The 24,791-nt window shown below is 70.6% G+C and carries 22 protein-coding genes; 11 read left to right on the top strand and 11 right to left on the bottom strand.

Going from position 1 to position 24,791, the window contains the following annotated elements; genetic code table 11:
- Positions 1–33: 33 nt before the first annotated feature.
- The 3 genes from meaB to ACIQNU_RS05910 are packed head-to-tail and all read right to left on the bottom strand — an operon-like array spanning position 34 to position 5,088.
- Complete coding sequence (gene meaB, locus ACIQNU_RS05900; RefSeq protein ID WP_401361299.1) at positions 34–1,023, bottom strand: methylmalonyl Co-A mutase-associated GTPase MeaB; 990 nt, start codon at positions 1,021–1,023, stop codon at positions 34–36.
- Positions 1,024–1,027: 4 nt separating this feature from the next.
- Entirely contained in the window at positions 1,028–3,235 is a 2,208-nt protein-coding gene (gene scpA / locus ACIQNU_RS05905; RefSeq protein ID WP_401361301.1) for a methylmalonyl-CoA mutase, read from the bottom strand.
- Positions 3,235–5,088, bottom strand: a complete 1,854-nt coding sequence (locus ACIQNU_RS05910) for a methylmalonyl-CoA mutase family protein (protein WP_401361303.1) — start codon at positions 5,086–5,088, stop codon at positions 3,235–3,237. The genes scpA and ACIQNU_RS05910 overlap by 1 nt, the downstream gene beginning before the upstream one ends.
- Before the next feature lie 337 nt (positions 5,089–5,425).
- Here ACIQNU_RS05910 and ACIQNU_RS05915 point away from each other — a divergent pair, with 337 nt between their 5' ends.
- Positions 5,426–6,577: an MFS transporter gene (locus tag ACIQNU_RS05915; RefSeq protein ID WP_401361305.1), complete on the top strand. Its 1,152-nt coding sequence runs from the start codon at positions 5,426–5,428 to the stop codon at positions 6,575–6,577.
- Between the two features lie 76 nt (positions 6,578–6,653).
- Here ACIQNU_RS05915 and glnA read toward each other — a convergent pair whose 3' ends face one another.
- The gene (glnA, locus tag ACIQNU_RS05920) at positions 6,654–8,063 is read right to left on the bottom strand and encodes a type I glutamate--ammonia ligase (RefSeq protein ID WP_401361307.1); all 1,410 of its coding nucleotides are present in this window, start codon (positions 8,061–8,063) and stop codon (positions 6,654–6,656) included.
- A gap of 259 nt (positions 8,064–8,322) precedes the next feature.
- Here glnA and ACIQNU_RS05925 point away from each other — a divergent pair, with 259 nt between their 5' ends.
- Positions 8,323–8,790, top strand: coding sequence for an RDD family protein (locus ACIQNU_RS05925; protein ID WP_401361309.1), 468 nt, complete (start codon positions 8,323–8,325; stop codon positions 8,788–8,790).
- Here the strand turns inward: ACIQNU_RS05925 and ACIQNU_RS05930 are convergent.
- Entirely contained in the window at positions 8,787–9,296 is a 510-nt protein-coding gene (locus ACIQNU_RS05930) for a MarR family winged helix-turn-helix transcriptional regulator (protein ID WP_401361311.1), read from the bottom strand. The two genes, ACIQNU_RS05925 and ACIQNU_RS05930, sit on opposite strands and share 4 nt — an antisense overlap.
- 67 nt (positions 9,297–9,363) lie before the next feature.
- Between ACIQNU_RS05930 and ACIQNU_RS05935 the strand changes: the two genes are divergently transcribed.
- Together ACIQNU_RS05935 and ACIQNU_RS05940 are read left to right on the top strand one after the other, a co-directional pair.
- Positions 9,364–10,008, top strand: coding sequence for a TIGR03086 family metal-binding protein (locus ACIQNU_RS05935; RefSeq protein ID WP_401361313.1), 645 nt, complete (start codon positions 9,364–9,366; stop codon positions 10,006–10,008).
- A 20-nt stretch (positions 10,009–10,028) separates the two neighbouring features.
- Complete coding sequence (locus ACIQNU_RS05940; protein WP_401361315.1) at positions 10,029–10,385, top strand: hypothetical protein; 357 nt, start codon at positions 10,029–10,031, stop codon at positions 10,383–10,385.
- Positions 10,386–10,416: 31 nt separating this feature from the next.
- Here ACIQNU_RS05940 and ACIQNU_RS05945 read toward each other — a convergent pair whose 3' ends face one another.
- Positions 10,417–12,000, bottom strand: coding sequence for a regulator (locus ACIQNU_RS05945; RefSeq protein WP_401361317.1), 1,584 nt, complete (start codon positions 11,998–12,000; stop codon positions 10,417–10,419).
- Between the two features lie 219 nt (positions 12,001–12,219).
- Between ACIQNU_RS05945 and lipB the strand changes: the two genes are divergently transcribed.
- From lipB to ACIQNU_RS05965, 4 genes are all read left to right on the top strand, one after another.
- Entirely contained in the window at positions 12,220–13,041 is an 822-nt protein-coding gene (lipB, locus tag ACIQNU_RS05950) for a lipoyl(octanoyl) transferase LipB (RefSeq protein WP_401361319.1), read from the top strand.
- A 158-nt stretch (positions 13,042–13,199) separates the two neighbouring features.
- Positions 13,200–14,165, top strand: coding sequence for a lipoyl synthase (gene lipA, locus ACIQNU_RS05955; protein ID WP_401361321.1), 966 nt, complete (start codon positions 13,200–13,202; stop codon positions 14,163–14,165).
- 341 nt (positions 14,166–14,506) lie between these two features.
- Positions 14,507–14,710, top strand: a complete 204-nt coding sequence (locus ACIQNU_RS05960; RefSeq protein ID WP_401361323.1) for a hypothetical protein — start codon at positions 14,507–14,509, stop codon at positions 14,708–14,710.
- A gap of 124 nt (positions 14,711–14,834) precedes the next feature.
- Positions 14,835–15,536 (top strand): DUF4191 domain-containing protein, encoded by a 702-nt coding sequence (locus ACIQNU_RS05965; RefSeq protein ID WP_401361325.1) that lies wholly within the window; start codon positions 14,835–14,837, stop codon positions 15,534–15,536.
- A gap of 73 nt (positions 15,537–15,609) precedes the next feature.
- Here the strand turns inward: ACIQNU_RS05965 and ACIQNU_RS05970 are convergent, their stop codons facing one another.
- The 3 genes from ACIQNU_RS05970 to ACIQNU_RS05980 form a co-directional block, all read right to left on the bottom strand.
- Positions 15,610–16,524 carry a hypothetical protein gene (locus tag ACIQNU_RS05970; protein WP_401361327.1) on the bottom strand — a complete coding sequence of 305 codons (915 nt, stop codon included), beginning with the start codon at positions 16,522–16,524 and terminating at the stop codon, positions 15,610–15,612.
- A gap of 328 nt (positions 16,525–16,852) precedes the next feature.
- Positions 16,853–18,064: a helix-turn-helix domain-containing protein gene (locus ACIQNU_RS05975; protein ID WP_401361329.1), complete on the bottom strand. Its 1,212-nt coding sequence runs from the start codon at positions 18,062–18,064 to the stop codon at positions 16,853–16,855.
- Positions 18,057–19,244 (bottom strand): helix-turn-helix transcriptional regulator, encoded by a 1,188-nt coding sequence (locus ACIQNU_RS05980; protein WP_401361331.1) that lies wholly within the window; start codon positions 19,242–19,244, stop codon positions 18,057–18,059. The genes ACIQNU_RS05975 and ACIQNU_RS05980 overlap by 8 nt, the downstream gene beginning before the upstream one ends.
- A 95-nt stretch (positions 19,245–19,339) precedes the next feature.
- Between ACIQNU_RS05980 and ACIQNU_RS05985 the strand changes: the two genes are divergently transcribed.
- The 3 genes from ACIQNU_RS05985 to ACIQNU_RS05995 all read left to right on the top strand — a co-directional run bounded on the left by ACIQNU_RS05985 (position 19,340) and on the right by ACIQNU_RS05995 (position 22,407).
- Positions 19,340–20,494 carry a helix-turn-helix domain-containing protein gene (locus ACIQNU_RS05985; protein ID WP_401361332.1) on the top strand — a complete coding sequence of 385 codons (1,155 nt, stop codon included), beginning with the start codon at positions 19,340–19,342 and terminating at the stop codon, positions 20,492–20,494.
- A gap of 74 nt (positions 20,495–20,568) precedes the next feature.
- On the top strand, positions 20,569–21,489 hold the full coding sequence (locus tag ACIQNU_RS05990) for a 4-hydroxybenzoate octaprenyltransferase (RefSeq protein WP_401361334.1): 921 nt from the start codon (positions 20,569–20,571) through the stop codon (positions 21,487–21,489).
- A gap of 24 nt (positions 21,490–21,513) precedes the next feature.
- Positions 21,514–22,407, top strand: coding sequence for an oxygenase MpaB family protein (locus ACIQNU_RS05995; RefSeq protein ID WP_401361336.1), 894 nt, complete (start codon positions 21,514–21,516; stop codon positions 22,405–22,407).
- Between the two features lie 124 nt (positions 22,408–22,531).
- Here ACIQNU_RS05995 and ACIQNU_RS06000 read toward each other — a convergent pair whose 3' ends face one another.
- Both ACIQNU_RS06000 and ACIQNU_RS06005 read right to left on the bottom strand, forming a co-directional pair.
- Positions 22,532–23,164 (bottom strand): DUF5753 domain-containing protein, encoded by a 633-nt coding sequence (locus tag ACIQNU_RS06000; RefSeq protein WP_401361338.1) that lies wholly within the window; start codon positions 23,162–23,164, stop codon positions 22,532–22,534.
- 73 nt (positions 23,165–23,237) lie between these two features.
- Positions 23,238–24,605, bottom strand: coding sequence for an NAD(P)/FAD-dependent oxidoreductase (locus ACIQNU_RS06005; RefSeq protein ID WP_401361340.1), 1,368 nt, complete (start codon positions 24,603–24,605; stop codon positions 23,238–23,240).
- Positions 24,606–24,791 lie beyond the last annotated feature (186 nt).

Below are 24,791 nucleotides of genomic sequence, written 5' to 3' on the forward strand. Positions count from 1 at the left end.
ACCGAACCCCTACCCCTACCCCTCGCCCTACTCCTACTCCCCGCCCTCGAAAGCCCGAAGAATCCGTTCGGCGGCACTCGTAGCCGTCAGCTCCCCGTCCCGTACCCGCCCCTCAAGCCCCGCCGTCAGCTCCCGTACGACGGGATGCCCCCGCAACCGCCCCAGCAGCTCGTCCTGGACCATGGTCCAGACCCAGTCGACCTGCTGGTCGCGCCGCTTGGCGGCCAGCCGGCGGGTCGAGTCGAGGAGGGCCCGGTGCTGTTCGACCCGTTCCCAGACGGTGTCGAGCCCCGTGCCCTCGCGCGCGCTGCAACTGAGCACCGGCGGACGCCACACGGCATCCGCGCCGTGCATCAGCCGCAGCGCCCCGGCGAGTTCGCGCGCGGCCGACCGGGCGTCGCGTTCGTGCGGACCGTCGGCCTTGTTGACGGCGATGACGTCGGCGAGTTCCAGGACGCCCTTCTTGATGCCCTGCAACTGGTCGCCGGTCCTGGCCAGCGAGAGCAGCAGGAAGGTGTCGACCATGTTGGCGACGGCGGTCTCGGACTGCCCGACGCCGACGGTCTCCACCAGGACCACGTCGTATCCGGCGGCCTCCATCACCACGATCGACTCGCGCGTGGCCTTGGCGACCCCGCCGAGTGTGCCCGCCGTCGGCGAAGGACGGACGAAGGCGGACGGGTCGACCGCCAGCCGCTCCATCCGGGTCTTGTCGCCGAGGATCGACCCGCCGGTCCGGGTGGACGACGGGTCGACGGCGAGCACCGCGACCCGGTGTCCGAGCGCGGTGAGCATCGTGCCGAGCGCGTCGATGAACGTCGACTTGCCGACGCCCGGCACGCCGCTGATACCGACCCGCCGGGCCTGCCCGGCGTACGGCAGCAACGCGGTGAGGAGTCGCTGCGCCAGCTCGCGGTGGTCGCTCCGGGTGGACTCGACGAGGGTGATCGCGCGCGCGATGTGTGCGCGCCGCCCGTCGAGTACGCCCTTCACATAACTGTCGAGATCGATCGTCCGTGGCATGGGCTCACAGCTCGTCGGGCTCGTGCCCCAGTTGGGCGGCGAGCCGTTTCACCAGGTCGTACGCGGCGTCCGGGATGACCGTGCCGGGCGGGAACACCGCCGTGGCGCCCTCCTCGTGCAGCGTCTCGACGTCCTGCGGGGGGATCACGCCGCCGACGACGATCATGATGTCCTCGCGGCCTTCCTCGGCGAGCTGTTCCCGCAGCGCCGGGACGAGCGTGAGGTGCCCGGCGGCCAGCGAGGAGACGCCGACGATGTGGACGTCCGCCTCGACGGCCTGCCGCGCGACCTCCGCCGGGGTCTGGAACAGCGGGCCCACGTCGACGTCGAATCCGAGGTCGGCGAACGCGGTCGCGATCACCTTCTGGCCCCGGTCGTGCCCGTCCTGCCCCATCTTGGCGACCAGGATGCGCGGCCGGCGCCCCTCGGCCCGCCCGAAGGCGTCCACCAGCGCGCGGGTGCGCTCCACGGACGGGGACTCGCCTGCCTCGTTGCGGTACACACCGGAGATCGTACGGATCTGGCCCGCGTGCCTCCCGTACACCTTCTCCAGGGCGTCGGAGATCTCGCCGACGGTCGCCTTGGCGCGGGCCGCGTCCACCGCGAGGGCGAGCAGATTGCCGTCGAGGCCGGGGCCCGCGCCGCGTTCGGCGGACGCGGTCAGCGCCCGCAGCGCGTCCTGGCAGGCCGCCTCGTCGCGCTCGGCCCGCAGCCTCCGCAGCTTCTCGATCTGCTGGGTGCGCACGGAGGAGTTGTCGACCTTCAGTACGTCGATCTGCTCGTCGGTCGCGACCCGGTACTTGTTGACGCCGATGACCGGCTGCCGCCCCGAGTCGATGCGCGCCTGCGTACGGGCCGCCGCCTCCTCGACGCGCAGCTTCGGGATGCCCGCGTCGATGGCCTGCGCCATCCCGCCCGCCGCCTCGACCTCCTCGATGTGCTGCCAGGCCCGCCGCGCCAGGTCGTACGTCAGCTTCTCGACGTACGCGCTGCCGCCCCACGGGTCGATGACCCGGGTGGTGCCCGACTCCTGCTGGATCAGCAACTGCGTGTTGCGGGCGATGCGCGCGGAGAAGTCGGTGGGCAGGGCGAGCGCTTCGTCGAGGGCGTTGGTGTGCAGGGACTGCGTGTGGCCCTGCGTCGCGGCCATCGCCTCGACACACGTACGCGTCACATTGTTGAAGACGTCCTGCGCGGTCAGCGACCAGCCGGAGGTCTGCGAATGGGTGCGCAGGGAAAGGGACTTGGTGTTCTTCGGGCCGAACTCCTTGACCAGCTTCGCCCACAGCAGCCGCGCCGCCCGCATCTTGGCGATCTCCATGAAGAAGTTCATGCCGATCGCCCAGAAGAAGGAGAGCCGTGGCGCGAACGCGTCCACGTCGAGCCCCGCGTCCCGGCCCGCCCGCAGATATTCGACGCCGTCGGCGAGGGTGTACGCCAGCTCCAGATCGGCCGTCGCACCGGCTTCTTGTATGTGGTAACCGGAAATGGAGATCGAGTTGTAGCGGGGCATGCGCTGCGAGGTGAAGGCGAAGATGTCGGAGATGATCCGCATCGACGGCTTCGGCGGATAGATGTACGTGTTGCGGACCATGAACTCTTTGAGAATGTCGTTCTGAATGGTCCCGGCCAGCTTCTCCGGCGGTACGCCCTGTTCCTCGGCGGCGACGATGTACAGCGCGAGCACGGGCAGCACGGCACCGTTCATCGTCATCGACACGGTCATTCTGTCCAGCGGAATTCCGTCGAACAGTTGCCGCATGTCGTAGATCGAGTCGATGGCGACCCCGGCCATGCCGACATCGCCGGTGACGCGCGGGTGGTCACTGTCGTAACCGCGGTGCGTCGGCAGGTCGAAGGCGACCGACAGGCCCTTCTGTCCGGCGGCGAGATTACGCCGGTAGAAGGCGTTGGACTCCTCGGCGGTGGAGAATCCGGCGTACTGCCGAATGGTCCACGGCTGATTCACGTACATCGTCGGATACGGGCCCCGCAGATAGGGCGCGATGCCGGGATACGTATCGAGGAAGTCGAGCCCTTCCAGATCACGCCCCGTGTACAGCGGCTTGACCTGGATTCCCTCCGGGGTCTCCCAGAGCAGATCGCCGTCGTCCTTGCCCGTGGATTCCTTCACGGCGGTACGCCACTGGTCGTCGGACCCGCCCGAAGGGCCGGTGCCCAGCTCGACGCCGGAGAAATCGGGAATCGCCATCACGACACTCCGAGAGATTCGAGTACGGACGTGAGCACGGCCACCGCGTCACCACCGGCGGACACATAGGCATCCACATCGGGGTATTCACCGGGCCGCCCCGCGAGAAACACCCTGCTCGCGCCCGCCGCCTTCAGCGCGGCGGCGACCGCCTGCGCCTCCTCCGCGTACAGCGCGTCGCTGGAGCACAGGCACGCGACCGACGCCCCGCTCGCGGCGAACGCCCCGGCGACGGTGGCCGCGTCCACGGACACCGGATCGTGAACGGGCTCGACCCCGCCCGCCTGGAACAGGTTCGACGCGAAGGTCGCGCGCGCGGTGTGCGCGGCGGCCGGGCCGAGCGCCGCGAGGAACACCTTCGGGCGGGCGCCGGTCGCCGCGAGATGCGCGTCGGACCGGGCGCGCAGCGCCTCGTACGCCTCGTCGCGCCGGACCCGGGGGAGCCCGCCGGTGACCGGGGCCGGGGCGGGGTCGCGTGCGACGGTCCGCTCGGCGAGGTCCGGGAACTCGCTGACGCCGGTGATCGGTTCCCGGCGCCGCGCCAGCGCACGGCTGCGCTCGGCCCAGGTGGCGGCGAGCCGTTCATGGACGAGCCCGGACCGCAGCGCCGCGCCCTGCCCACCGGCCTTTTCGATCGTCCGGAAGAACTCCCAGCCCGCGTGGGCGAGTTCATCGGTAAGCCGCTCCACATACCAGGAGCCGCCCGCCGGGTCGATCACCCGTGCGAGGTGCGACTCCTCCAGGAGGATGGTCGAGGTGTTGCGGGCGATACGGCGGGAGAAGGCGTCCGGCAGCCCGAGCGCGTCGTCGAAGGGCAGCACCGTCACGGCGTCCGCACCGCCGACCCCGGCGCCCAGACACGCCACGGTGGTCCGCAGCATGTTCACCCACGGGTCCCGGCGGCTCATCATCACCGACGAGGTCACGGCGTGCTGCCGCTGCGCCCCCGCGCCCGGCGCGCCGCACACCTCGGCGACCCGCGCCCACAGCCGCCGGGCCGCCCGCAGCTTGGCGACGGTCAGGAACTGGTCGGCGGTCGCCGCGTACCGGAACTCCAACTGCCCGCAGGCGTCCGCCGCGGACAGGCCCGCGTCGGTGAGCAGCCGCAGATAGGCGACCCCGGTCGCGAGCGACGCGCCGAGTTCCTGCGCGGCCGACGCGCCGGCCTCGTGGTACGGCAGCGCGTCCACCGCGAGCGCGCGCAGGCCGGGCCAGCGGCTCACGGTCTCCCGGGCGAGGGCGACCGCGTCGGCAGTGTCGGCGGGCCGTCCGCTACGCGCCTCGTACCCGAGCGGATCGGCACCGAGCGTGCCCCTCGCCTCGGCACGAGGCGTGCCGCGCTCCTCGTGGATCCGCAGCAACTCGCGTGCGGCGGCACCGTATTCGGCGCCCGCTTCGAGGGATACGGGGGCCAGGTCGAGGTACACGCCGTCGAGTGCCGTGGCGATGCCGGAGACGGGGATGCCGTGCGATCCGACGGTCAGCCACAGCGAGGTGGTGCCGTTCTCCAGATCGGCGAGGACCGCTTCGCGGGTGCGTGCGGGGTCGGTACCTGTGTGCCGCTGCCGTACGTCCCAGCCGCCCGGGGTCGCGCCCTCGGGACGGGAACCGCGGACATACGGGGCGAACCCGGGGTACCCGGAGGCGCCGGCCACCGCGTCCCGCGCGGTGTACAGCGGCCGGGTGCCGAGCCCGTCGTCCAGCGTCGTGGAGAGTGCTTCCTCGGCTGCGTCGCCCGAGACTTCCTTGCCCGACTTGCGCAGTACACCTTCCACGAGGCGCTGCCACTGCTCATGGGTCGCATCAGGGAACTGGGCGGCCAGCGAAAGCCCGTCATCGGGCAGGACCGTCATGCCGCCGATGCTAGAACAGGCCACCTGAGTCGCATCAGAGCTACGGAGTGTGACGTTGCACTCGCCGGGAAGCCCTTGCGTGCGTAATTCCTTCGCTGCGGTGGTGCGGGTCGGCGTAGGGTCCGTGCCCGGAGGTTCGGACATGGGTGGAGATGGAGGACCCGGTCAGCACCGCACGCGGTGACGTGGTTCGACTGTGAACTGTTGTCGCGTGCTGACCGTTTCGGTTCGTTTCGGTTCGGTGGCACGGCGAGGCGACGTCCGCGATGAGGACGCCGCCTGATCCCGTTTCTCTTTGAACGTCCCCTGGACGTGCCCCGAAGGGCTCGCCTCTCCCATGTTTCTTGTCGCTCTCGCCTGCCTGGCCTTCGCGGGCATCGCGCTCCCCGACAGTGTGCTGGGCATCGCCTGGCCTTCCATGAGCGCCGAGTTCCGGCAGCCGGTGGGCGCGTTGGGCGTGCTCCTGCCGTTCGGTGTCGGCGCGGCGGTGGTGTCGAGCGCCCTGACCGGCCGCCTGCTCACCCGCGTACGCATGAGCCGCCTCCTGTCCACCGCCACGGCCCTGTCGTCCCTGGCCCTGCTCGGCCACAGCCTCGCCCCCTCCCTCGGGGCGCTGGTGGCGGCGACGGTCCTCCTCGGCCTGGGCTTCGGCGCGATGGACGCGGCGCTGAACGCCTACGCCGCGAGCCACTTCGGCGCCCGGCACATCAACTGGATGCACGCCAGCTACGGCCTGGGCGCGGTGATCGGCCCGGCGGCGATCACGACGGCGCTGGGCGCGGGGATCGACTGGCGATGGACGTACGGGCTGATGGCGACGGTGCTCCTGGCCCTGGCCCTGACCTTCACCAAAGCCTGGCCACCCCAGATGGCATCCCCCCGGCCGACCCCCGCGGAACCCGGCCACCGCCCCGGATACACGATCGCCTCCCTGAGCGCGGCGGTCTTCGCGCTCCACCTGGGCATCGAGGCGACGATCAGCCTCTGGGCGTACGTATATCTGACGGACGGCAAGGGCCTGACCCCGTGGAGCGCGGGTTTCGCGGTCTCGTCCTACTGGGCGGTCCTGTGCCTGTCCCGCGTGATCCTGGGCCCGGTAGCGGAACGCGTAGGCGCGACACGGGTCCTGCGCGCCTCGCTGACGGGCATGACGGCGGGAGCGCTCCTGATGACGGTCCCGGGGGCCCCGGCCCCCCTGGCCGTAGCGGGAATGCTGCTCCTGGGCACGGCAGCGGCCCCGATGTTCCCCCTCCTGATCCTCACCACGGCACAACGAGTAGGCCCCGCCGAAACCCCCCGAACGATCGGCATCCAAATAGCAGCGTCAAAACTGGGAGCGGCAACATTTCCGGCCCTGACAGGCCTTTTGATCCACCACACGGACGCGAGGACCCTGGCCCCTGCCCTATTGACCCTCACCACAGCGCTGTCCGCGACCTTCGCCGCACTCACCCGCCGAACACCCCCACGCCCCACCCCACACAACTGAGAGCCGCCACCCAAAACGGGTGACGGCCCTCACTACTGCCGACTCCGACAACTCAGAAGCCGATGGTGATGCCGACTTAGATGTCGAAGTACAGCTCGAACTCGTGCGGGTGCGGCCGGAGCTGGATCGGGGCGATTTCGTTGGTGCGCTTGTAGTCGATCCAGGTTTCGATCAGGTCGGAGGTGAAGACGCCGCCGGACTGGAGGTACTCGTTGTCCGCTTCCAGGGCCTCCAGGACCGCCGGGAGGGACGTCGGGACCTGCGGGACGCCCGCGTGCTCCTCGGGGGCCAGCTCGTACAGGTCCTTGTCGATCGGCTCGGCCGGCTCGATCTTGTTCTTGACGCCGTCCAGGCCCGCGAGGAGCAGCGCCGAGAACGCGAGGTACGGGTTCGACGACGGGTCCGGCGCGCGGAACTCGACCCGCTTCGCCTTCGGGTTCGACCCGGTGATCGGGATGCGCATCGCGGCCGACCGGTTGCGCTGCGAGTAGACCAGGTTCACCGGCGCCTCGAAGCCCGGGACCAGACGGTGGTACGAGTTCACCGTCGGGTTGGTGAACGCCAGCAGCGACGGGGCGTGCTTCAGGATGCCGCCGATGTAGTAGCGGGCGGTGTCCGAGAGACCCGCGTAACCCTGCTCGTCGTAGAAGAGGGGATCGCCACCGTTCCACAGGGACTGGTGCACGTGCATGCCTGAGCCGTTGTCACCGAAGATCGGCTTCGGCATGAACGTCGCGGTCTTGCCGTTGCGCCAGGCGACGTTCTTCACGATGTACTTGAAGAGCATCAGGTCGTCGGCGGCGGCGAGCAGCGTGTTGAACTTGTAGTTGATCTCCGCCTGGCCCGCGGTGCCCACCTCGTGGTGCTGCCGCTCGACCTTCAGCCCGGAGCGGCCCAGCTCCAGGGAGATCTCGGCGCGCAGGTCCGCGAAGTGGTCGACCGGCGGGGCCGGGAAGTAACCGCCCTTGTAACGGACCTTGTAGCCGCGGTTGTTCTCGACCGCGCCGGTGTTCCAGGCGCCCGCCTCGGAGTCGATCTCGTACAGCGAACGGTTCGCGGAGGTCTCGAAGCGGACCGAGTCGAAGACGTAGAACTCGGCCTCGGGGCCGAAGTACGCGGTGTCGGCGATCCCGGTGGACGCGAGGTACGCCTCCGCCTTCTTCGCGACGTTGCGCGGGTCACGGCTGTACTGCTCGCCCGTGATCGGGTCGTGGATGAAGAAGTTGATGTTCACGGTCTTGTCGCGCCGGAAGGGGTCGACGCGGGCGGTCGACAGGTCGGCGCGCAGCGCCATGTCGGACTCGTGGATGGCCTGGAAGCCGCGGATCGATGATCCGTCGAAGGCCAGCTCCTCGGCCGGGTCGAACGCCTCAGCAGGCACCGTGAAGTGCTGCATGACGCCCGGCAGGTCGCAGAAGCGGACGTCGACGAACTTGACGTCCTCGTCCGCGATGAACTTCTTGGCCTCGTCGGCGTTCTGGAACATCCAGCTCCTCCTCCTCCCGACCCCGGGAGGGGCGGGGGTTTTATAGCTCGGTCGTGCGGCCAGTGCGGTGGCACACGCTGGGGCTGACGATAGGGACGCGGGATTTCTCAAGCGTGACCCATTTGTTTCGCCGAAGTTAACCGACCCGGGCCCCGGATCCCGTACGAACACCCCCCTCCGGCCACCTCGCGTACCCCGCGCGGACCCCTTCCGCACCCCGGCCGGTCGGGGGCCGGGAGACGCGCAGTACCGTGGCCCGGTGGACAAGAGGCAAGCAATCGGATCGTGGCTCTCCGGCCCCCGCGCCGCCGCGGAGGACGCCGGAGCCGACTTCGGTTACCGCGGCGAGCAACTGGGTCTGCCCGAGTCGGGCCCCGGCTCCATCGCCCGCCCCGGGCGCCGTATCGGAGCGATCGCCGTCGACTGGGGCCTGTGCCTGCTGATCGCATACGGGCTCCTCACGGACGGCTACAACCAGGCGACCGGCAACTGGGCCCTGCTCATCTTCTTCGTACTGAGCCTGCTCACCGTCGGTACGGTCGGCTTCACCCCCGGCAAGCGCCTCTTCGGGCTGCGCGTGGTCGCCGCCGACGGCGGTACCCCCGCCCCGCTCCGCACACTGCTGCGGACGGTCCTGCTCTGCATCGGCGTACCGGCCCTCATCTGGGACCGCGACGGCCGCGGCCTCCACGACCGCCTCGCCCGCACGGTCGAGGTCCGTCTCTAGTCAAGCCCGGACTTCGGGAGCAGGGTCAGTTCCGGGCGGGCCGACAGTGCTCGCAGGCCCCTGAGGAAGCCCTCGCGATCGGCGGCCGGCAATCCGGCGAGCAGCCGTTCCTCGCCCTCCCGAATAGCGTCCCGCACCGCGTCCCGCACCGACCGCCCCCCACCGGTGACCGACAGCAGCCGCACCCGCCGATCCGTCGGGTCGGGCCGCCGGCGGATGAGGTCCCGCGCCTCCAGATCGTCGAGCACGGCGATGATCCGCGTCTTGTCCGCCTGGATGGCCTTGGCCAAAGCGGCCTGCGTACGGATCGGCTCCTCGTCCAGGTGCAGCAGCACCATGTACGCCCACATGGTCAGCCCGTGCGCGGCGAGAATCGGCTGCTCGGCCGCCATCAGGGCGCGGCCCAGGGGTACGACCATCGCCGCGAGATCCGGCCGGTCCGGGCCGTCCCCCGGGAGGGTGTCGTCCCCCGGGAGCGAGTCGCCGTGATCCACATGCTCAGCCATGACACGAAAGTACCCGCCGTCCCGAAGACCGGTTGACAATTCGTATGCGTGAGCAGATCGTAGGCGTATGCGTACGAATTCTCGCGACACCACGGACCTTGACCGCCTCGACCACCTCCGAGCCCTCGACGCCGAGGCGGTACGGGACAGCCTGACTCTGATACGCCGGGTGACCCCCGGCGACCTGACCCGGCCCACCCCGTGCTCGGCCTGGACGCTGGCCGATCTGCTCGCCCATATGACGGCCCAGCACTGCGGATTCGCGGCGGCGGCCCTCGGCCAGGGCGAGGACCTGACCCACTGGGCGCCACCCCCGCCGACCGAGGACCCGATCGCGGCCTACGGCGAAGCGGCCGAACGGGTCGTCGCCGCCTTCGCGACCGTGGCGGCCCCGGACCGCCCCTTCACCCTCCCGGAACTCACCATCGCCCGACCGATCCCCGCCACCCGGGCCATCGCCTTCCACCTGGTGGACTACGTGGCCCACACCTGGGATGTGGCGAGAAGCCTGGGCGTCCCCTACGTGCCGGGGCCCGACCTCGTCCGGGCCGCGCTGCCCATCGCCCTGGCCGTACCCGACGGCGACGCCCGGCTCTCCCCGGGCAGCCCCTTCGCGCCGGGCCTGAGCGCGACCGCCGGCGCTAGCGAGCTGGATCGGATGCTGACCGCCCTGGGCCGGTCTCCCGACTGGCGGCCGGACACGGCGTGCTGACATCGTCCTGGCTACCGGGCGTGCCCCACGACGGAAACGGTGCCCCGGTCCTGGTCAGCGTCACCGACTTCACCCTCGACCGGCCGACGGACCTGCCCGCCGTATACCGCGCCGCCCGCCGACTCGCCGCGAAATGGCCCGAGTTGGACGGCGCGTACGGACTCCGGCTGTGGACGCTGCCCACGGCCCGCCGCTGCGGTGCCGTGGCGATATGGCGCGACGAGAGCGCCCTGCGCGGTTTCGTAGCCTGGCCACCGCACGTCGAGATCATGCGACGGTACCGGGGGCGCGGCAGCCTGACGTCCACCACCTGGCAGGCGGAGGAGTACGACCCGGAGGCCGCCTGGACCGCCGCCCGCCGCGCACTCCACCCTTGAACCCGGCCCGCCGCCCCGCCCCAGCCACCCGCTAAGGGATCGCCGCCACCTTCTCCCGGTACGTACGCGCCGGTGCCGTGTCCCGGTACGGATCCAGGCGGCGTTCGAAGTCCCGGACATACTCCAGGGCCCGTACCGACCGCATGTCGGCGGCCTCCTTCGCGGCCTCGGCGCCGAGCAGGCACGCCTGGTCCAGCTCCCCGAGGCCGAGGCGGGCCGTGGCCAGGACGACCCGGCAGAACACCCGGCTGCGCGCGAACCCGGGCCCCCGCAACTGAAGCGACCGTTCCGCGTGCTGCGCGGCGGCCCGGTACTGCTGGAGATCCCGGTGACAGTGCCCGAACTCGTCCGCGAGCTGCGCGTCGTCGAAGAACCGCGCCCAGTGCGGTACGTCGTCCCCGGGCCGCGCGGCCTCCAGCGCCCGTTCGGCCCGTACCAGCGACGCCGTGCACGCCCGTACCTCGCCGAGCACCCCGTGCCCCCGGGCCTCCGCCGCGTGGAGCAGCGACTGCACGACGGGCGGCGCCGACGAACCGACGCCCTGCTGGGCGACCCGGGCCAACTGCACGGCTTCCCGCCCGTGCCCTAGGTACACGGCCTGTCGGCTCATCGTCACCAGCACGTACGACCCGTACGCCCGGTCCCCGGCGGCCTGCGACAGCCGTAACGCCTGGACGAAGTAGCGCTGCGCGAGGCCGTGCGCCGCGATGTCGTACGACGTCCAGCCCGCGAGCCGGGTCAGATCCGCGGCGGCGGCGAACAGGCGCCGCCCGGTCTGCTCCCCGTACGCGCCCCGCAGCATCGGTTCGGCCTCGTGCTCCAGGTACCGCACGAGGGCCTGTCGCGCGTGCCCGCCCCCGTAGGTGTTGTCGAGGGTGCGGAACAGGTCGGCGACGGAGCGCAGGGCCGAGATGTCACCGGCCGTGACCCGGTGTCCCGGCCCCCGCTCGGCACCCCGCTGCCGCTGCGCCGGAATCCGCCCGGGAGACGCGGACCCCGAGACGGTGGGTTTGTTGGGGCCGGTGGGCTTGGGGGCGGGGGAGGGGCGGGGTACGGGGGTGGGTGCCGTGGAGGTTTCGGGGCTCGCGTCCGCCCGTGCCCGAGCCGCCTCGCCCTGGCTTCGTCCTCCCGCCTCGCCCTGACCGTGCGCCGCGTCGTCCGTCCGTCCCACCCGGTCGTCCGCCCGGCCGATCAGCCAGTCCCGGCTGGGGACCACGAGGCCCGCCGGGGTGAAGGCGATCTTGCGGAGTTCGGCGTGGGTGCCCGAGTCCTTGCGCCACAGGCCGCTGACGATGTCGACGGCCTCCTCGGGCCCATGGGCGAACTCAAGGCCCGCGTACACGGGCGCGCACGCGTCGAGTCCGAGGTCCTGCGCGGAGAGGCGGCGGCCGAGGCGCCGGGTGAAGACCTCCGCGATCAGCGCGGGGGTCGTGCCGCGAGGCTGCTGGCCGCGCAGCCAGCGGGTCACGGAGGTCTTGTCGTACCGCAGATCCAGCCCATGCTCCAGGCCGAGCTGGTCGACACGGCGGGCCAGACCGGCGTTGGAGAACCCTGCCTCCGCGATGAGCGCGGCAAGCTGGCGGTTCGGGGTGCGCTGCGGAGGTCGTTCCGTCATCAGCTGTGCGGTCTCCTGCCTTCCGGGCCACGCCTTGAGCAGCCCTTATGGCCTTGTGAACGGCGCGAATGTAGCGGTCGGCGAAGTCCCCGCAGTCCGGTTCGCCCTGCATTCATCCGATCGTGTGAGGATCGCCCGGACCGCTGACGTGAAATGACGAGTCGTACAGTGGCGGAGGGCGGGATGCATGCACCGTGAACCTTGAGGGAGGCGCTTGCCGTGAGTGAGTTGCGGTTCGTCCGCATCGGATTCGGCGCGGACCGGGTGGAGTACCAGGCGGCATGGGACGAGCAGCGGCGCGTCCACGCGGCGCGCTTCGCCGACGAGATCCCCGACACCTGCCTCCTCCTCGAACACCCGCCCGTCTACACGGCGGGCCGCCGTACCTCGGACAGCGAGCGCCCGCTCGACGGCACCCCCGTGATCGACGTCGACCGCGGCGGCAAGATCACTTGGCACGGCCCGGGGCAGCTCGTCGGCTACCCGATCATGAAGCTGCCGCGCCCGGTCGATGTCGTGGCGCACGTCCGCCGCCTCGAAGAGGCCCTGATCCGTACGTGCGCCGAGTTCGGTCTGGAGACGACCCGGGTCGAGGGCCGCAGCGGGGTGTGGGTGCTGGGGGAGCCCCGGCAAGAGGTGGACGGCGGCCCGGCGCTCGGCGGGCTCTCGCTCGACCTCGACCCCCGGCTGCACGACGACGAGTTCGACCCCCGGCTCAACGGTCCGGAGTACGCCCCGTCCAACGCGGGCCAGCGCCGCGAGGACCGCAAGGTCGCCGCGATCGGTATCCGCGTGGCCAAGGGCGTGACGATGCACGGCTTCGCGCTGAACGTGAACCCCGACAACACCTGGTTCGACCGGATCGTGCCCTGCGGCATCCGGGACGCGGGCGTCGCCTCGCTCGCGAACGAACTGGGCCGCGACCTCACCATCGCCGATGTCCTCCCGGTGGTCGAGCGGCACCTCGCCGAGGTCCTGGAGAACGCCGACCCGCGACCCCGCCCGCTGGAAGCGGCCCCCGTGGTGCCCGCGACCGCGTAGCGAACGGGGGAATGCACCCCGGCAGCCGGAGGTTGGCCCGGGGGCAGGACCGTACACATGACGGGCGTACCCTGGTGTACGCCGAAGAATCGAAGATCACGCCACCCCGCGAGGATCACGCCACCGGCGAAGATCACGCCAACCAACAGGGAGCCGATGTGTCCGCAGTCGCACCCGACGGACGCAAGATGCTGCGCCTGGAGGTCCGCAACAGCCAGACCCCCATCGAGCGCAAGCCCGAGTGGATCAAGACCCGGGCGAAAATGGGCCCCGAGTACACGCAGATGCAGAAGCTCGTGAAGAGCGAGGGACTGCACACGGTCTGCCAGGAGGCGGGCTGTCCCAACATCTACGAGTGCTGGGAGGACCGCGAGGCGACCTTCCTCATCGGCGGCGACCAGTGCACCCGGCGCTGCGACTTCTGCCAGATCGACACCGGCAAGCCGGAGGCGCTCGACCGTGACGAGCCGCGCCGCGTGGGCGAGTCGGTCGTCACGATGGACCTCAACTACGCCACCATCACCGGCGTCGCGCGCGACGACCTGGAGGACGGCGGCGCCTGGCTGTACGCGGAGACCGTCCGCCAGATCCACGCCATGACCGCCGGGCGCGAGGCCGGGCGTACCAAGGTCGAACTGCTGATCCCCGACTTCAACGCCGAGCCCGACGCGCTCGCCGAGGTCTTCTCGTCCCGCCCCGAGGTCCTCGCGCACAACGTCGAGACGGTGCCCCGGATCTTCAAGCGCATCCGCCCCGGCTTCCGGTACGAGCGGTCCCTGAAGGTGATCACCGAGGCGCGCGCGGTCGGCCTGGTCACCAAGTCGAACCTCATCCTCGGCATGGGCGAGACCCGCGAGGAGGTCAGCGAGGCGCTGCGCCAACTGCACGAGGCCGGCTGCGAGCTGATCACCATCACGCAGTACCTGCGCCCGACGGTGCGCCACCACCCCGTGGAGCGCTGGGTCAAGCCGCACGAGTTCGTGGAGCTGAAGGAGGAGGCCGAGCAGATCGGCTACTCCGGTGTGATGTCGGGCCCGCTGGTGCGCTCCTCGTACCGCGCCGGGCGGCTGTACCAGATGGCGGTGGAGCACCGGGGCGCGTACGTGGCCTCGCAGGCGGTCTGAGCCCTGGGCGTGGGGCCCGTGCTGGGGCCGGTGCTGGGGCCCGTGTGAATCTGGGCACATGACATTACCGGCCGGTAGTGGCCGGTTCGGCGCGGCCCCGACTGTCCCCGCAGGTAGCGGGCCGGTCGGGGCCGTTCCGCTGTTCCCGGGCTGTTCGGAGGGGCACTGTCCAGGCTTCATGGGCGTTTGACCGGTCGGTCACGCCCTGGTAACACCAGTGAGTGACCCTGGTTCCACTCCGCGTACGCCGTCGCACGTCGGCGCTACGTACCCGTCCGTACCCGGACCTGGAGCCGGACCCGTCCCAACGCCCAACCAGCGCTCCGAGGGGAACCACCGCCATGCAGGCCGCACCCGTACGTGCCACCGCCATCCCGTCCTTCACAGGCGCCCTGCGCGCCGTCGAATCCCTCCTCATGAGCGGCGGCCAGCGCACCGCCCGGCGTAACGCCTGGACCTCCGTCCTGGAGGACCGCCGCCGCGCCAAGGACCGCACCGAGGCCGAGCGCCTGCTCGACGAGGCACTGGCCGCCCGTACGTCGTAATCCGGTAGGCCGTAACACCGCATACCGGATGTATCGCGCACCGTGAGGTGCCCCTTGCCGGGTCCCGGAAGCCGGGGCCGACCGGGCGTCGTGGCCGCCGCGTGGGCCACGTAGACTTCGGGGCATGGCGAGGAAGGAAACCGCAGCGGACGCTGCGAACCCCGGGCGGCTCAAGCAGATCGCCCTGACCTACAAGATGACCCGCAGGGCCGACTCCAAGATCGGTCTGGTGCTCGCGGGCGTCGGCATCGTCACCCTTGGTGTCGCGCTCGGGATCGGTTTCTTGATCGGTCACCCCATTTATCTCGGCATCCTCGGTCTCCTGCTCGCCTTCCTCGCGATGGCGATCGTCTTCGGGCGCCGGGCCGAGCGGGCCGCCTTCGGGCAGATGGAGGGCCAGCCCGGAGCGGCGGCGGCCGTACTCGACAACATCGGCCGGGGCTGGACGACCACGCCCGCCGTGGCGATGAACCGCAGCCAGGACGTGGTGCACCGCGCGGTAGGTAAGGCGGGCATCGTGCTGGTCGCCGAGGGCAACCCGAACCGTGTGAAGGGCCTGCTCGCCGCCGAGAAGAAGAAGATGGCGCGCATCGTCGCGGACGTTCCGGTGCACGACGTGATCGTCGGCACCGGCGAGGAAGAGATCCCCCTCAAGAAGGTCCGCACCACCCTCATGAAGTTCCCCCGCGTCCTGACGGGCCCCCAGGTGACCGCGACCAACGACCGCCTGCGCGCGATGGGCGACCTGATGAGCAACATGCCGTTGCCGAAGGGCCCGATGCCCAAGGGGATGCGGATGCCTCGGGGTGGGCCGAAGATGCGGTGACGCTGGGCGCTGTGCCTGAGCGGACTACGAGGGCCGCCATTCTCCGGGCTGGAGATGGCGGCCCTTGGCCGTTCTAGAGGAGCTGTTCCCAGGTGTGGGGGCCCGGATGACCGGCGAAGAGCCCGCATGCCTCGTGGTCGACGCGGTCGTGGTGGTCGGGGTGGTCGGGGTGGTCAGGGTGGGAGCTGATCGGACAGGTGTCGCGCATTTCGACCCCGGCGCGCCACCAGACCCAGGTCATACGGCCGGTCTCGTCCTGGGCCTCGATGATGCCGGCGGCGTGGTGATCGTCGTGCTCGTCGTCGTGTTCGTGGAGTTCGCATTCGAGGACGAGGGCGGCGTCGTCGTCGGCGTAGACGCCTGCGAGGCGGCAGGCTTCGGTCTGCATGTCGGGTGGGGGTGCGAATTGGCTGGTGCAGCGTTTCATGGGGTGGCCGGGGAGTACGAGGGTGCGGGAGGTGTTGTTGACGGGGGGCCGGAGGTCGTGGACGGCGTACACCTGACCGCGTACGCGTACGCGGTCTCCGATCCGCACAGTGTCCGGCCCGACCTTCATCGCCACGGCGCCTGGCGGGCAGTCGGGGTCGAGGTCGGTCGGGTAGGTGGCGACCGAGTCGATGTCGGTGATCCATTCCTGCCGGGAGTCGCCGGAGAGGCGTACGGAGCCGCCGTTGCGGACGGTGACGATGCCTCGGCGGCGCGCGTGGTCGTCCCAGACGACGTCGCCCACGTCGAATCCCCAGCGCACGGGGGCCGTGTGCATCCAGGTGCGCCAGGGCTGGGTGGTGATTTCGCGGTAGGAGTGGTGGGAGGGGTTGCGCCCGCTGTGTTTGAGGGCCCAGCTCTGGGGGTCGGCGAAGTCTTCGTCGGTGTCCGAGGCGGCTTCGCATACGGCGCATTGCATGGCGTACGTGGTGGCTTCGGCGTCCGGTTCTAGGTCGGGTTCGAGGGTCCACCGCTCGTGGCGGATGACGGAGCGGGTACTCATAGGGCACGCTCCGCCCGCTGGTTGGCGGCTTTGACGTTGGCGCTGAGGCGTTCGGTGGGGGTGGCGGGGCGGATGCGAGCAGGATCGGCTTCCCATTCGCGACCGCCGCCGACGGGGCGGAGCATGGCATACGGCCCAGCTCGGTCCTGAAACTCACCGACTTTGCGCCTCACCGGGTCGTACACCAGCGCCCCTCGCTGCGGGGCCGTCGTGTTTGCCTCGACCTGCCGCGTCATGATCAACCCCTCGTGTCGACTACTTACGAAGGGCAATCGTCACGCAGAGTTGTCGCGGCGCTACAGGGACGCAACGGCCCACTTCTGCTGCCTTAGCTGGTGACTCCAAGGAACTCCGCGAGTTTGCGGAGCCCTGGCGGGTGATTCGGTAGGGCCCACAGGTCGTTCACTATCGAGACGGCCAGGGTGTGGTGTCGCATCCAGGCCGGGGCGATCTCGCGGAGTCGCGTCAGCGCCTTCACCGCGCCTTCGGCGTTGCCGAGGTCCGTGTGGGCGCGGGCGACATCCAGCAGAAGCCATGTACGCCATGACGGCGGGGTGTCGGCGCGGAGGCGCATGCCCTTGGCGAGGTTCAGCGCCTCTTGGGGGCGGGCGTGCTGTACGGCCAGGCGTACGCGCTCGATGCGTACGGACGAGCGGCTGAACACCGACACCATGCGGCCGTTGACCGGGGGCGGAAGCGCGGCCAGCCGCGTCGTCGCCTTCTCGGCCGTCGTCATCATGTCGCTCGCGGTGTCGTAGTCGCCCGAGCGGGCCGCGCTCGTCGCCGCCGACATGAGCAGGCCGCCCCATACGCGGACGCCCTCGGCGGTGTCACCGTGGTCGCGTTCGACGCCGTCGGCCGCGTACACCGCGAGGCGCTCCGCGTCGTCCAACCGGTTCTGGCGCTGGTAGTTCCAGGCGACCGAGTTGCTGACCATGGGGGCGAGCAGCGGATCGGACGACTGCTCGGCGGCGTTCATCGCACGCTCCAGCGCACTCAGTGCGAGGTCCGTCTTGCCGAGCCGGATGGCGAGGTGGCCGGCCAACTGGAGGGCCTTGCCCAAGGCCGCCTGCCCGGCCGCCCGTTCGTCCCCGCTGCCGACGGATGCCGTGAAGCGGGCGTCATGGATGATGCCGGGCAGTACCTCCATCAGCCGACCGAACTCCGCGCCGTGGTAGAGCGTCCACGCGTCGGCGATCTCGCGCCGGAGCAGCGGTACGGTCAGCCGCTCGGCGCCGCTGGGGTCGGGTGGCGGGGCGAACAGGGGCGGCATGATCGCGCGCCGTACGGCGACGAGTTGGGGCGGATCGACCTCCCCCGTGGACGGTACCCCCGGCGGATCACCGAGCAGGGAGGTCAGCTCGACGCCGAGTCCCTGGGCCAAGGCATGCAGGGTCGGTAAGCGCGCGCTGTGCTTGCGTTTCTGCTCAAGCCGTTTGACCACGTCGGACGACACACCGGACTTCTCCGCCAACCCCTCTTGCGTGAGGTCGGCGAGCCGCCGTAGTCGTACCAGCCGGTCTCCCAGGTGCTCAGCCATGGTCCGAGAGTACGGCCGCTACCGGCCAGGAGAACAGCGAAGCCCTCTGACGGCGACGCCCGATGACCCGGCCGAAGATGTCCCGCGCGTACCGCTGATTCGGCAGCCACTGTGGGGCGTCCGTGTGGATGCGCTGCAAGACCTCGACCGTGCTTGTGTAGTCCCGCGCGCGGGCGTGTGCCTCGGCCACATCCAGGAGGTGGCGGTTGCGGTTGTTGGAGGTTGGTCGCATGCCACCCGTCGGGATACGCGCCGAGAGCTTGAGGACCAGGTCCGGTTTGTCGGCGATCATCGCGTTCTCGGCCCGTTTCAGGGCCACGGTCACCGGGCCGTACGCCTGCAAGAAGTCGTCACGTGGGGCGAACTCCCGGCCCATGGCGACCGCGGCCGAGTGGGCGTAGCGCAGTGCTTCTTCGGCCTCACCCGGCCGGTTGTCGCGGATCGCGGCTGCGGATGCCCGTAGGAGAAGCCAGCCCCACGCGCTCAGCTCCGCCGGAGTCGCCCGGGAGATACGCGGCTCGACCTCGTCCGCCCATCGGATCGCCAACTCCCGCGCCTCGGCCAGCCGGCCGAGCCGCAGCAGGAGCCAGCACTGCGTGCTCACCGTCGCGGCGGCCTGAAGCCGGTCCGAGGACTCCTCCAGCGAGCGGGACAGCGCGATGTCGGCCGACTCGAACTGCCGGGTCTGCGTGAGCAGCCAGCCCGTCAGATGAGACAGCCGGACCCGGACGGCCCGCCCGGCGGGACCCTGTTCGGCGACGAGATCGGCGTCCCGGAGCAAGGGCGGAAGGATCTCACTCAGCTCCGCGCAGCGGTCGCCGGAAAAGAGCGGCAGCGCCGATTCGACGGCATCACGGACACCGTCCACCGTCGGCTCCTCGGCCGGCCCTTCTCCGGTCCGCACCGGAGCAACAAGGGCCCGCCGTACGCCGTTCCAGGGGTCATCAACCCCCGACGCCGCCCCAGGCTCGTCCACATGGTCGGCGATCAGTTTCGTGGTCGGCACCCGCAGCGCCTGAGCCAGCCGCCGCGCGGTCTCCAGACGCGTATCCGCGCGCTCCCCCTGCTCCAGCTTTCGGACCAGAGACAGGGATACGCCTGACTCGTCGGCGAGTTGACGTTGCGTCATGCCTCGTCGCTTGCGTACTACTTGAAGCCGCTTGCCCAGGTTGGCACTCATGCTTCGAGCGTAAGTCGACGCTGCGCTCAACGGCGCCCGGTTACGGCGGGCCACCATGTGAGGGAGGACGTCACCGAGCGGGGAAGGCTCAACGTATGAGCGCTACGCAGGTACCCGGACCAGGCGCCAACGTCTCAGTGCGCCGGAAACAACTCGGACTCAGCCAAGTCGCCCTCGCTCGAAGGGCAGGTGTTTCGGTTTCTCTTCTCAGCAAGATCGAGGTGGGGGACCGGGCGCTCACCCAAGGCGTGGGCGCCGCTCTCGCCCACGCCATGAAGATCACCTTGGATGAACTACTGGGAAGCGCACCCGAGCAGAACTTGCGCGACCTGGACTGGGCCATCCGCCGATTCAACATTCCCGGCGAACCACCGGTCCATCCTGAGTTGCTGCAACAAGAAGTGGACGAACTTAATCAGCTCCGATGGAATACCGAGCTGTCCAAAATTATTCTGCGCCTCCCAAGTCTTCTCAACCGGGTAACCAGCCACGCGCACCTGACCGGAGAACCGAAGGCATGGACGCTGGTAGCCGATGTCTACGGCGTTGTCTACTGGCTTGCCGCCCGGCACCGGTGGATGCACCTCGCCGAACTGGCCACCACGAAGCAGCGCCTGGCGGCGGAGCGAGCGGATCCGGTGGCGGCGATGGTCGCCGCACGGGACGAAGCCGGTACCTTCCTCAACAGCGGTGACTTCGCCGGGGGCCTCACCATCATTGATCGGTCCATTGTTCAGGCAGAGTCGACTCTCGCCGGACGAGACCGGGCCTATGCTCTCGGAATTCTTCACCTTCGGGGTCTGACTCTCGCCGGTCGGCTCAAAGACCGGCAGTTGACGAACCGGCATATCAATGCGGCGCAGCAAGCGGCCGAAGAATTCCCCGAGGACATCGCAGAGCACGGACTCCACTTCGGCCCCGAAAACACGGCTACGCACGTCATCGCCACCGCGTCGGACATGGACGAGCACAGGCGGGCCCTGAATACGGCGGACGACCTGATCAGCGGAGGAATGACCCTTCCGGCAACCCGCGTGGGTCCCCTGTATATGAACGTTGCCCGCTCTCACCTAGCGCTCGGCGACCAGGACGGAACCCTGGAATGCCTGGAGAAGGCGTGGGATGTCGCACCGGAGATGGCAGCCGTACACCCGACCAGCCTGGAACTGACCCGCGTTCTGGTGTCCAAGCACAAGCGGTCGAACAACCGCCTGACCAGGTTGGCCAGACGGGCAGGCTTAGCCATCTGACACCCACGTAGGACGCGCGGCGCTAGGTTGGACCGATCAGCACACAATCCTTCTGGGGAGGGGCCTGAATCGGTATGACCGCCGTTCCGCAAGCCTCGGCCCAGGGCCGTGCTGCCCGGCTGGTGGGGCGGGCGCCCGTCGGGGTGCGGGCGTATCTGGAGTTGCTGCGGTTGGACCGGCCGGTCGGGGCCTGGCTGCTGGTGGTTCCCGGATGGATCGCCCTCGGGGCGATGGCTGGGCCCCGGGACGGGGTTCTGCTCGGGCTGCTGCTCCTGGTGTACGGGGTGCTGTCGCGCGGGGCCGCCTCCGGGCTCAACGATGTGCTGGACGCCCGGTTCGACGCCCAGGTGCCGCGTACGGCGGGGCGGCCCGTCGCCTCGGGGCGGCTGTCGGCCGGGCGGGCACTGGTGCTGTGTGTCGTGGTGGGGGCCGTCGCTCCGCTGGTGATGGCGTTCTGGAGCGTGGAGGCCGTGCTCTGGGCGGCGGCCGGGGCGCCCCTCGCGGCGGTGTACCCGTACATGAAGCGGATCACCCACTGGCCGCATGTGTGGCTGGGGATCAGCATGAACTGGGCGGTGCCGTTGGTGTACGGCCTGCTCACCGGCGGGCTCGGGCTCGCGGGCGCGGTGCTGTACGGGGCGCTGATCTGCTGGGCCGTGGGGACGGACGTGATCTACGCCTGCCAGGACCGGGAGGCCGATGTACGGGCCGGGGTGAGGTCGGCCGCCGTGCTCCTTGGGCGCCGTAGCCGGGTGCTGGTGGGCGGTGTGTACGCGGGGTGTGTGGTGCTGCTCGCCTGGTTCGGGGTCGTGGCCGGGCTCGGGCCGCTGTACTGGCCCGGACTGGGCGTGGTCGCGGGGCAGTTGGGATGGCAGGTGTGGCGGGCCGATCCCTCGGACGTCGGAGCGTGCGGGCGGGTGTTCGCCACCAACCCCCTGTGCGGGCTGCTCGTCCTCGCGGCCGTGCTCGCCGGGCGGGTCGGTACGCTCGGCTGAGGGAGACGGACCCTGGAGGTGCTGGTGGGACTGCGGGAACGGATCGCGGCGGAACTCACGGCGACCACGCACGGCGGCGATCTGAAGCTGGAGCGGTACGCGGGGCCGCCCGGTGATCCCGGGCTGTTCGGGATCGCGCCGGGGGACCCGGTGTGGCGGGTGCACGGGCATGCCACCGGGATGCTCACCGGCGGGTTCGCCGCGCTCATGCTCCAGTCGCTGCATCCGCTGGCCATGGCGGGGGTCGCCCAGCACTCCGACTTCCGCGCGGATCCGGTCGGGCGGCTGAACGGGACCGTACGGTTCATCACCGCGACCACCTTCGGTTCGTCGGCCGCCGCCCGCGAGGTGATCGACCTCGTCCGGCGGATCCACACCCGGGTGCACGGCACCGCCCCCGACGGCCGGCCGTACCGCGCGGACGACCCCGACCTGCTCACGTGGGTGCACACTGCCGAGGTACGCAGCTTCCTCGCGGGCCATCAGACCTACGCGCCCCGGCCGCTCCGGCTGACCCCCGCCGAGTGCGACGCCTACTACCGCCAGGCCGCCCCCGTGGCTGAGGCGCTGGGCGCACGGAACGTACCGCGCACCTCCCTCGAAGCCGAGGACTACCTGACCCGCCTCCGCCCCCAACTCCACGCCACCCCGGCCGCGTTGGACTCCGTACGGTTCCTCCGCCGCTTCGGACGCACCCGACGGGAGCGGCTGGTCGTCGGCCTGCTCATGAACGCCTCGGTCGGACTCCTCCCCGACTGGGCCCGCACCGAACTCGACATCCACCGCCCGCCCCCCGTCCGCACCGGCTGGGACCGCCCCTTGGCAACAGCCGTCGGCCGCACCCTCGAATGGGGACTCGGCCCCTCCAAGATCCAGGCCGCCGCGCGGGGGCGGCTGGCGGGGGCGCGGCAGGGCTGACGTAGGGGTGACGTAGGGGTCTTCGAGGCGTCCGGCAACAGCCCACTTCGACGGAGGGGAACCGGCGGCTCACCCGGGATCCTGACCGGGCGCTGCCAGGCTCCCACCTCCGTTCCTGGTGTCGTCAGCCAGATGAGGAATCGGTCCAGAAAGCGAGGGCCTTCCGTAGGAGTTCCTTGGCCTTGTCTCCGTACAGCGCCGCTTCGCTCAGTCTGTCGAACGCCTTCCGGTAGAGCGCGAGTTCGCCGGGGTCGGTGATGTCCACTCCCGAGGAGACCAGTTCTACGTGGACCTGTTCGCCGTGCATGTTGAAGGCGTGGACAGGGAGCATGTTCACGCGTGCCGTTGCGGGGATGATGCCCAGCGTGAGTGACGGGAGGTCGATGTCGCGGAGGATGCGGTCCAGTTGTTCCCGCATGACCTCGGGTCCGCCGATGTTCGTGTAGAGGGCCTGTTCGCCGAGGACGACGGCGTAGTGGTGCTCACCGTCGTACAGCACCTGCTGGCGCCGCATGCGCTTGGCCACTCCCGCCGGCACGTCGTTCGGGACACCGAGGAAGTCGACCACCTGCCCCAGGATCACGGTGGCGTACGCCTCCGTCTGGAGGGTCCCCCAGATCATGGTCGGTACGTATCCCTTGCCCTCGGGCGTCTCCTGGTACCAGCGGATCACCTCGTCCTGAACCGCCTCGGTACCGGTGGAAAGACTCTCCTGCCACGGCACGGAACTGGTCAACCGCATCCCCTCCTTGTTCATGTCACTCGTCCATGTCACTCGGGACAGCGTCCGCCGGCCCCGGCTCCGAAGGTGCCGGTGTCTTTGGTGTGCGCTACGCCGCCGGACGTAATCCGCCCGACCGCCGGACGGCACCGGCCCCCGCTCCCAGGTCCGTCAGCAACGCCCGCGCCGCCCGGCGGCCCGAATGCAGGGCGCCCTGGACCGTGCTCGTGTCGCGGTGGTCGCCGCACACGTACAGGCCCGACAGGACGCGGACCGGGCGGCGCAGGTCGTGGGGTGGGCGCATTGCCGGGACCGCCTCCGGGGTGTGGTGGACGGACAGGAGGTCCCAGTTCGCTGTGGACGTGCCGTACAGGGCGGCCAGGTGGGTGCGTACCTCCTTGTCCAGGGCGGGGGGTGGGGGGCCCAGGACCGTGGATGAGACCAATATGCGGCCCGCCGGCGCCCGGGTCGGGTCCACCGTGCTCACCACCGCCGTGTGGGCCACCGGCCCCGACCGGTCCGCGTCGAGCAGCAGCGCCGGCTCGGTCAGCGGCGGTTCATCCGTCGTGTGGTGCAGGACCGTCACCGGGTGGAAGTCCGGTACGCGCAACCCGGGAAGGAGTTCCGCGGCCGACCGCGCGTCCGTCGCCAGCAGGACTGCCCGGCACCGCAGTTCTCCGTGTTCGGCGGTGGCGACGGAGGTCGTCGATACGGCGGTGGCGCGTACGCCGGTTCGTAGGGTTCCGGGGGGCAGGCCCGCCGCCAGTAGTTCGGGGATCGCCTCCGCGCCCCCCTCCGGCAGACACAGCCGCCCGCGCGCGAAGGCGTGCAGGGCGAGGTCCGCGCAGCGGCTCGACGTCGTCAGGTCCGGGTCGCACAGCAGCGCCGCGAGCAGCGGACGCAGAAAACCGTCGACGGTCCGCGCGGGCAGACCGCGCGACCGCAGGGCCTGCCCGGCCGGTGACTCCGGCCGCGCAAGCAGCCGTTCCACGGGCGTCTCGCCGAGCCGGGCGAGCGCGGCCCCGAGTCGCGCCTGGTCGATCGGCCCGCCCACGGGCCCGGCGCCCGGCGCCCCGAACCTCCCGGTACCCCGCACTCCGTACGCCCCCCGAGGGGCGCTCGCCAGGGCGCGTGCCGCCCGTAGTGCGCCCCTCGCGCGCCGCGTGATCCCCGGTTCCCCGGCCCGGTGGTGCCGCCCCTCGCTGTGGACCAGCACACCGGGCGAGAACGGGCGCAGCACCAGCCCTTCGAGCCCCGGTGTGAGCCGCAGTTCGGGATACGCGGTCGACAGGAGCTGGCCGACCCGGTCGAGCCGGAAGCCGTCGACCTTCTCGGTCGACATCCGGCCCCCCACGTAAGGGGCGGCCTCCAGGACCACGGTCGTTACTCCTGCCCTGATCAGCTCCTTGGCGGCCGTGAGTCCCGCGACCCCGGCTCCCACGACGACGACGTCCGCATGGCGTGCGGGCTCAAGCACGTGCCCCTCCCGAGGTCGCGCGGCTGTTGGGGGCCTCTTGCCCCCAACGTACGGCCGGAATACCCGAGTTCGGGACGAGGGTAGAAGTCGGCGGGACCGGGAACACTCGCGCACCGACCGGGCACAGTCGCACGACGGTCGCACACCACGCCCAGCCGGGTCGCACGCCCCCACGCACGCGTCGTA

Source organism: Streptomyces sp. NPDC091292 (assembly GCF_044757265.1).
In the GTDB taxonomy this organism is placed as follows: domain Bacteria; phylum Actinomycetota; class Actinomycetes; order Streptomycetales; family Streptomycetaceae; genus Streptomyces.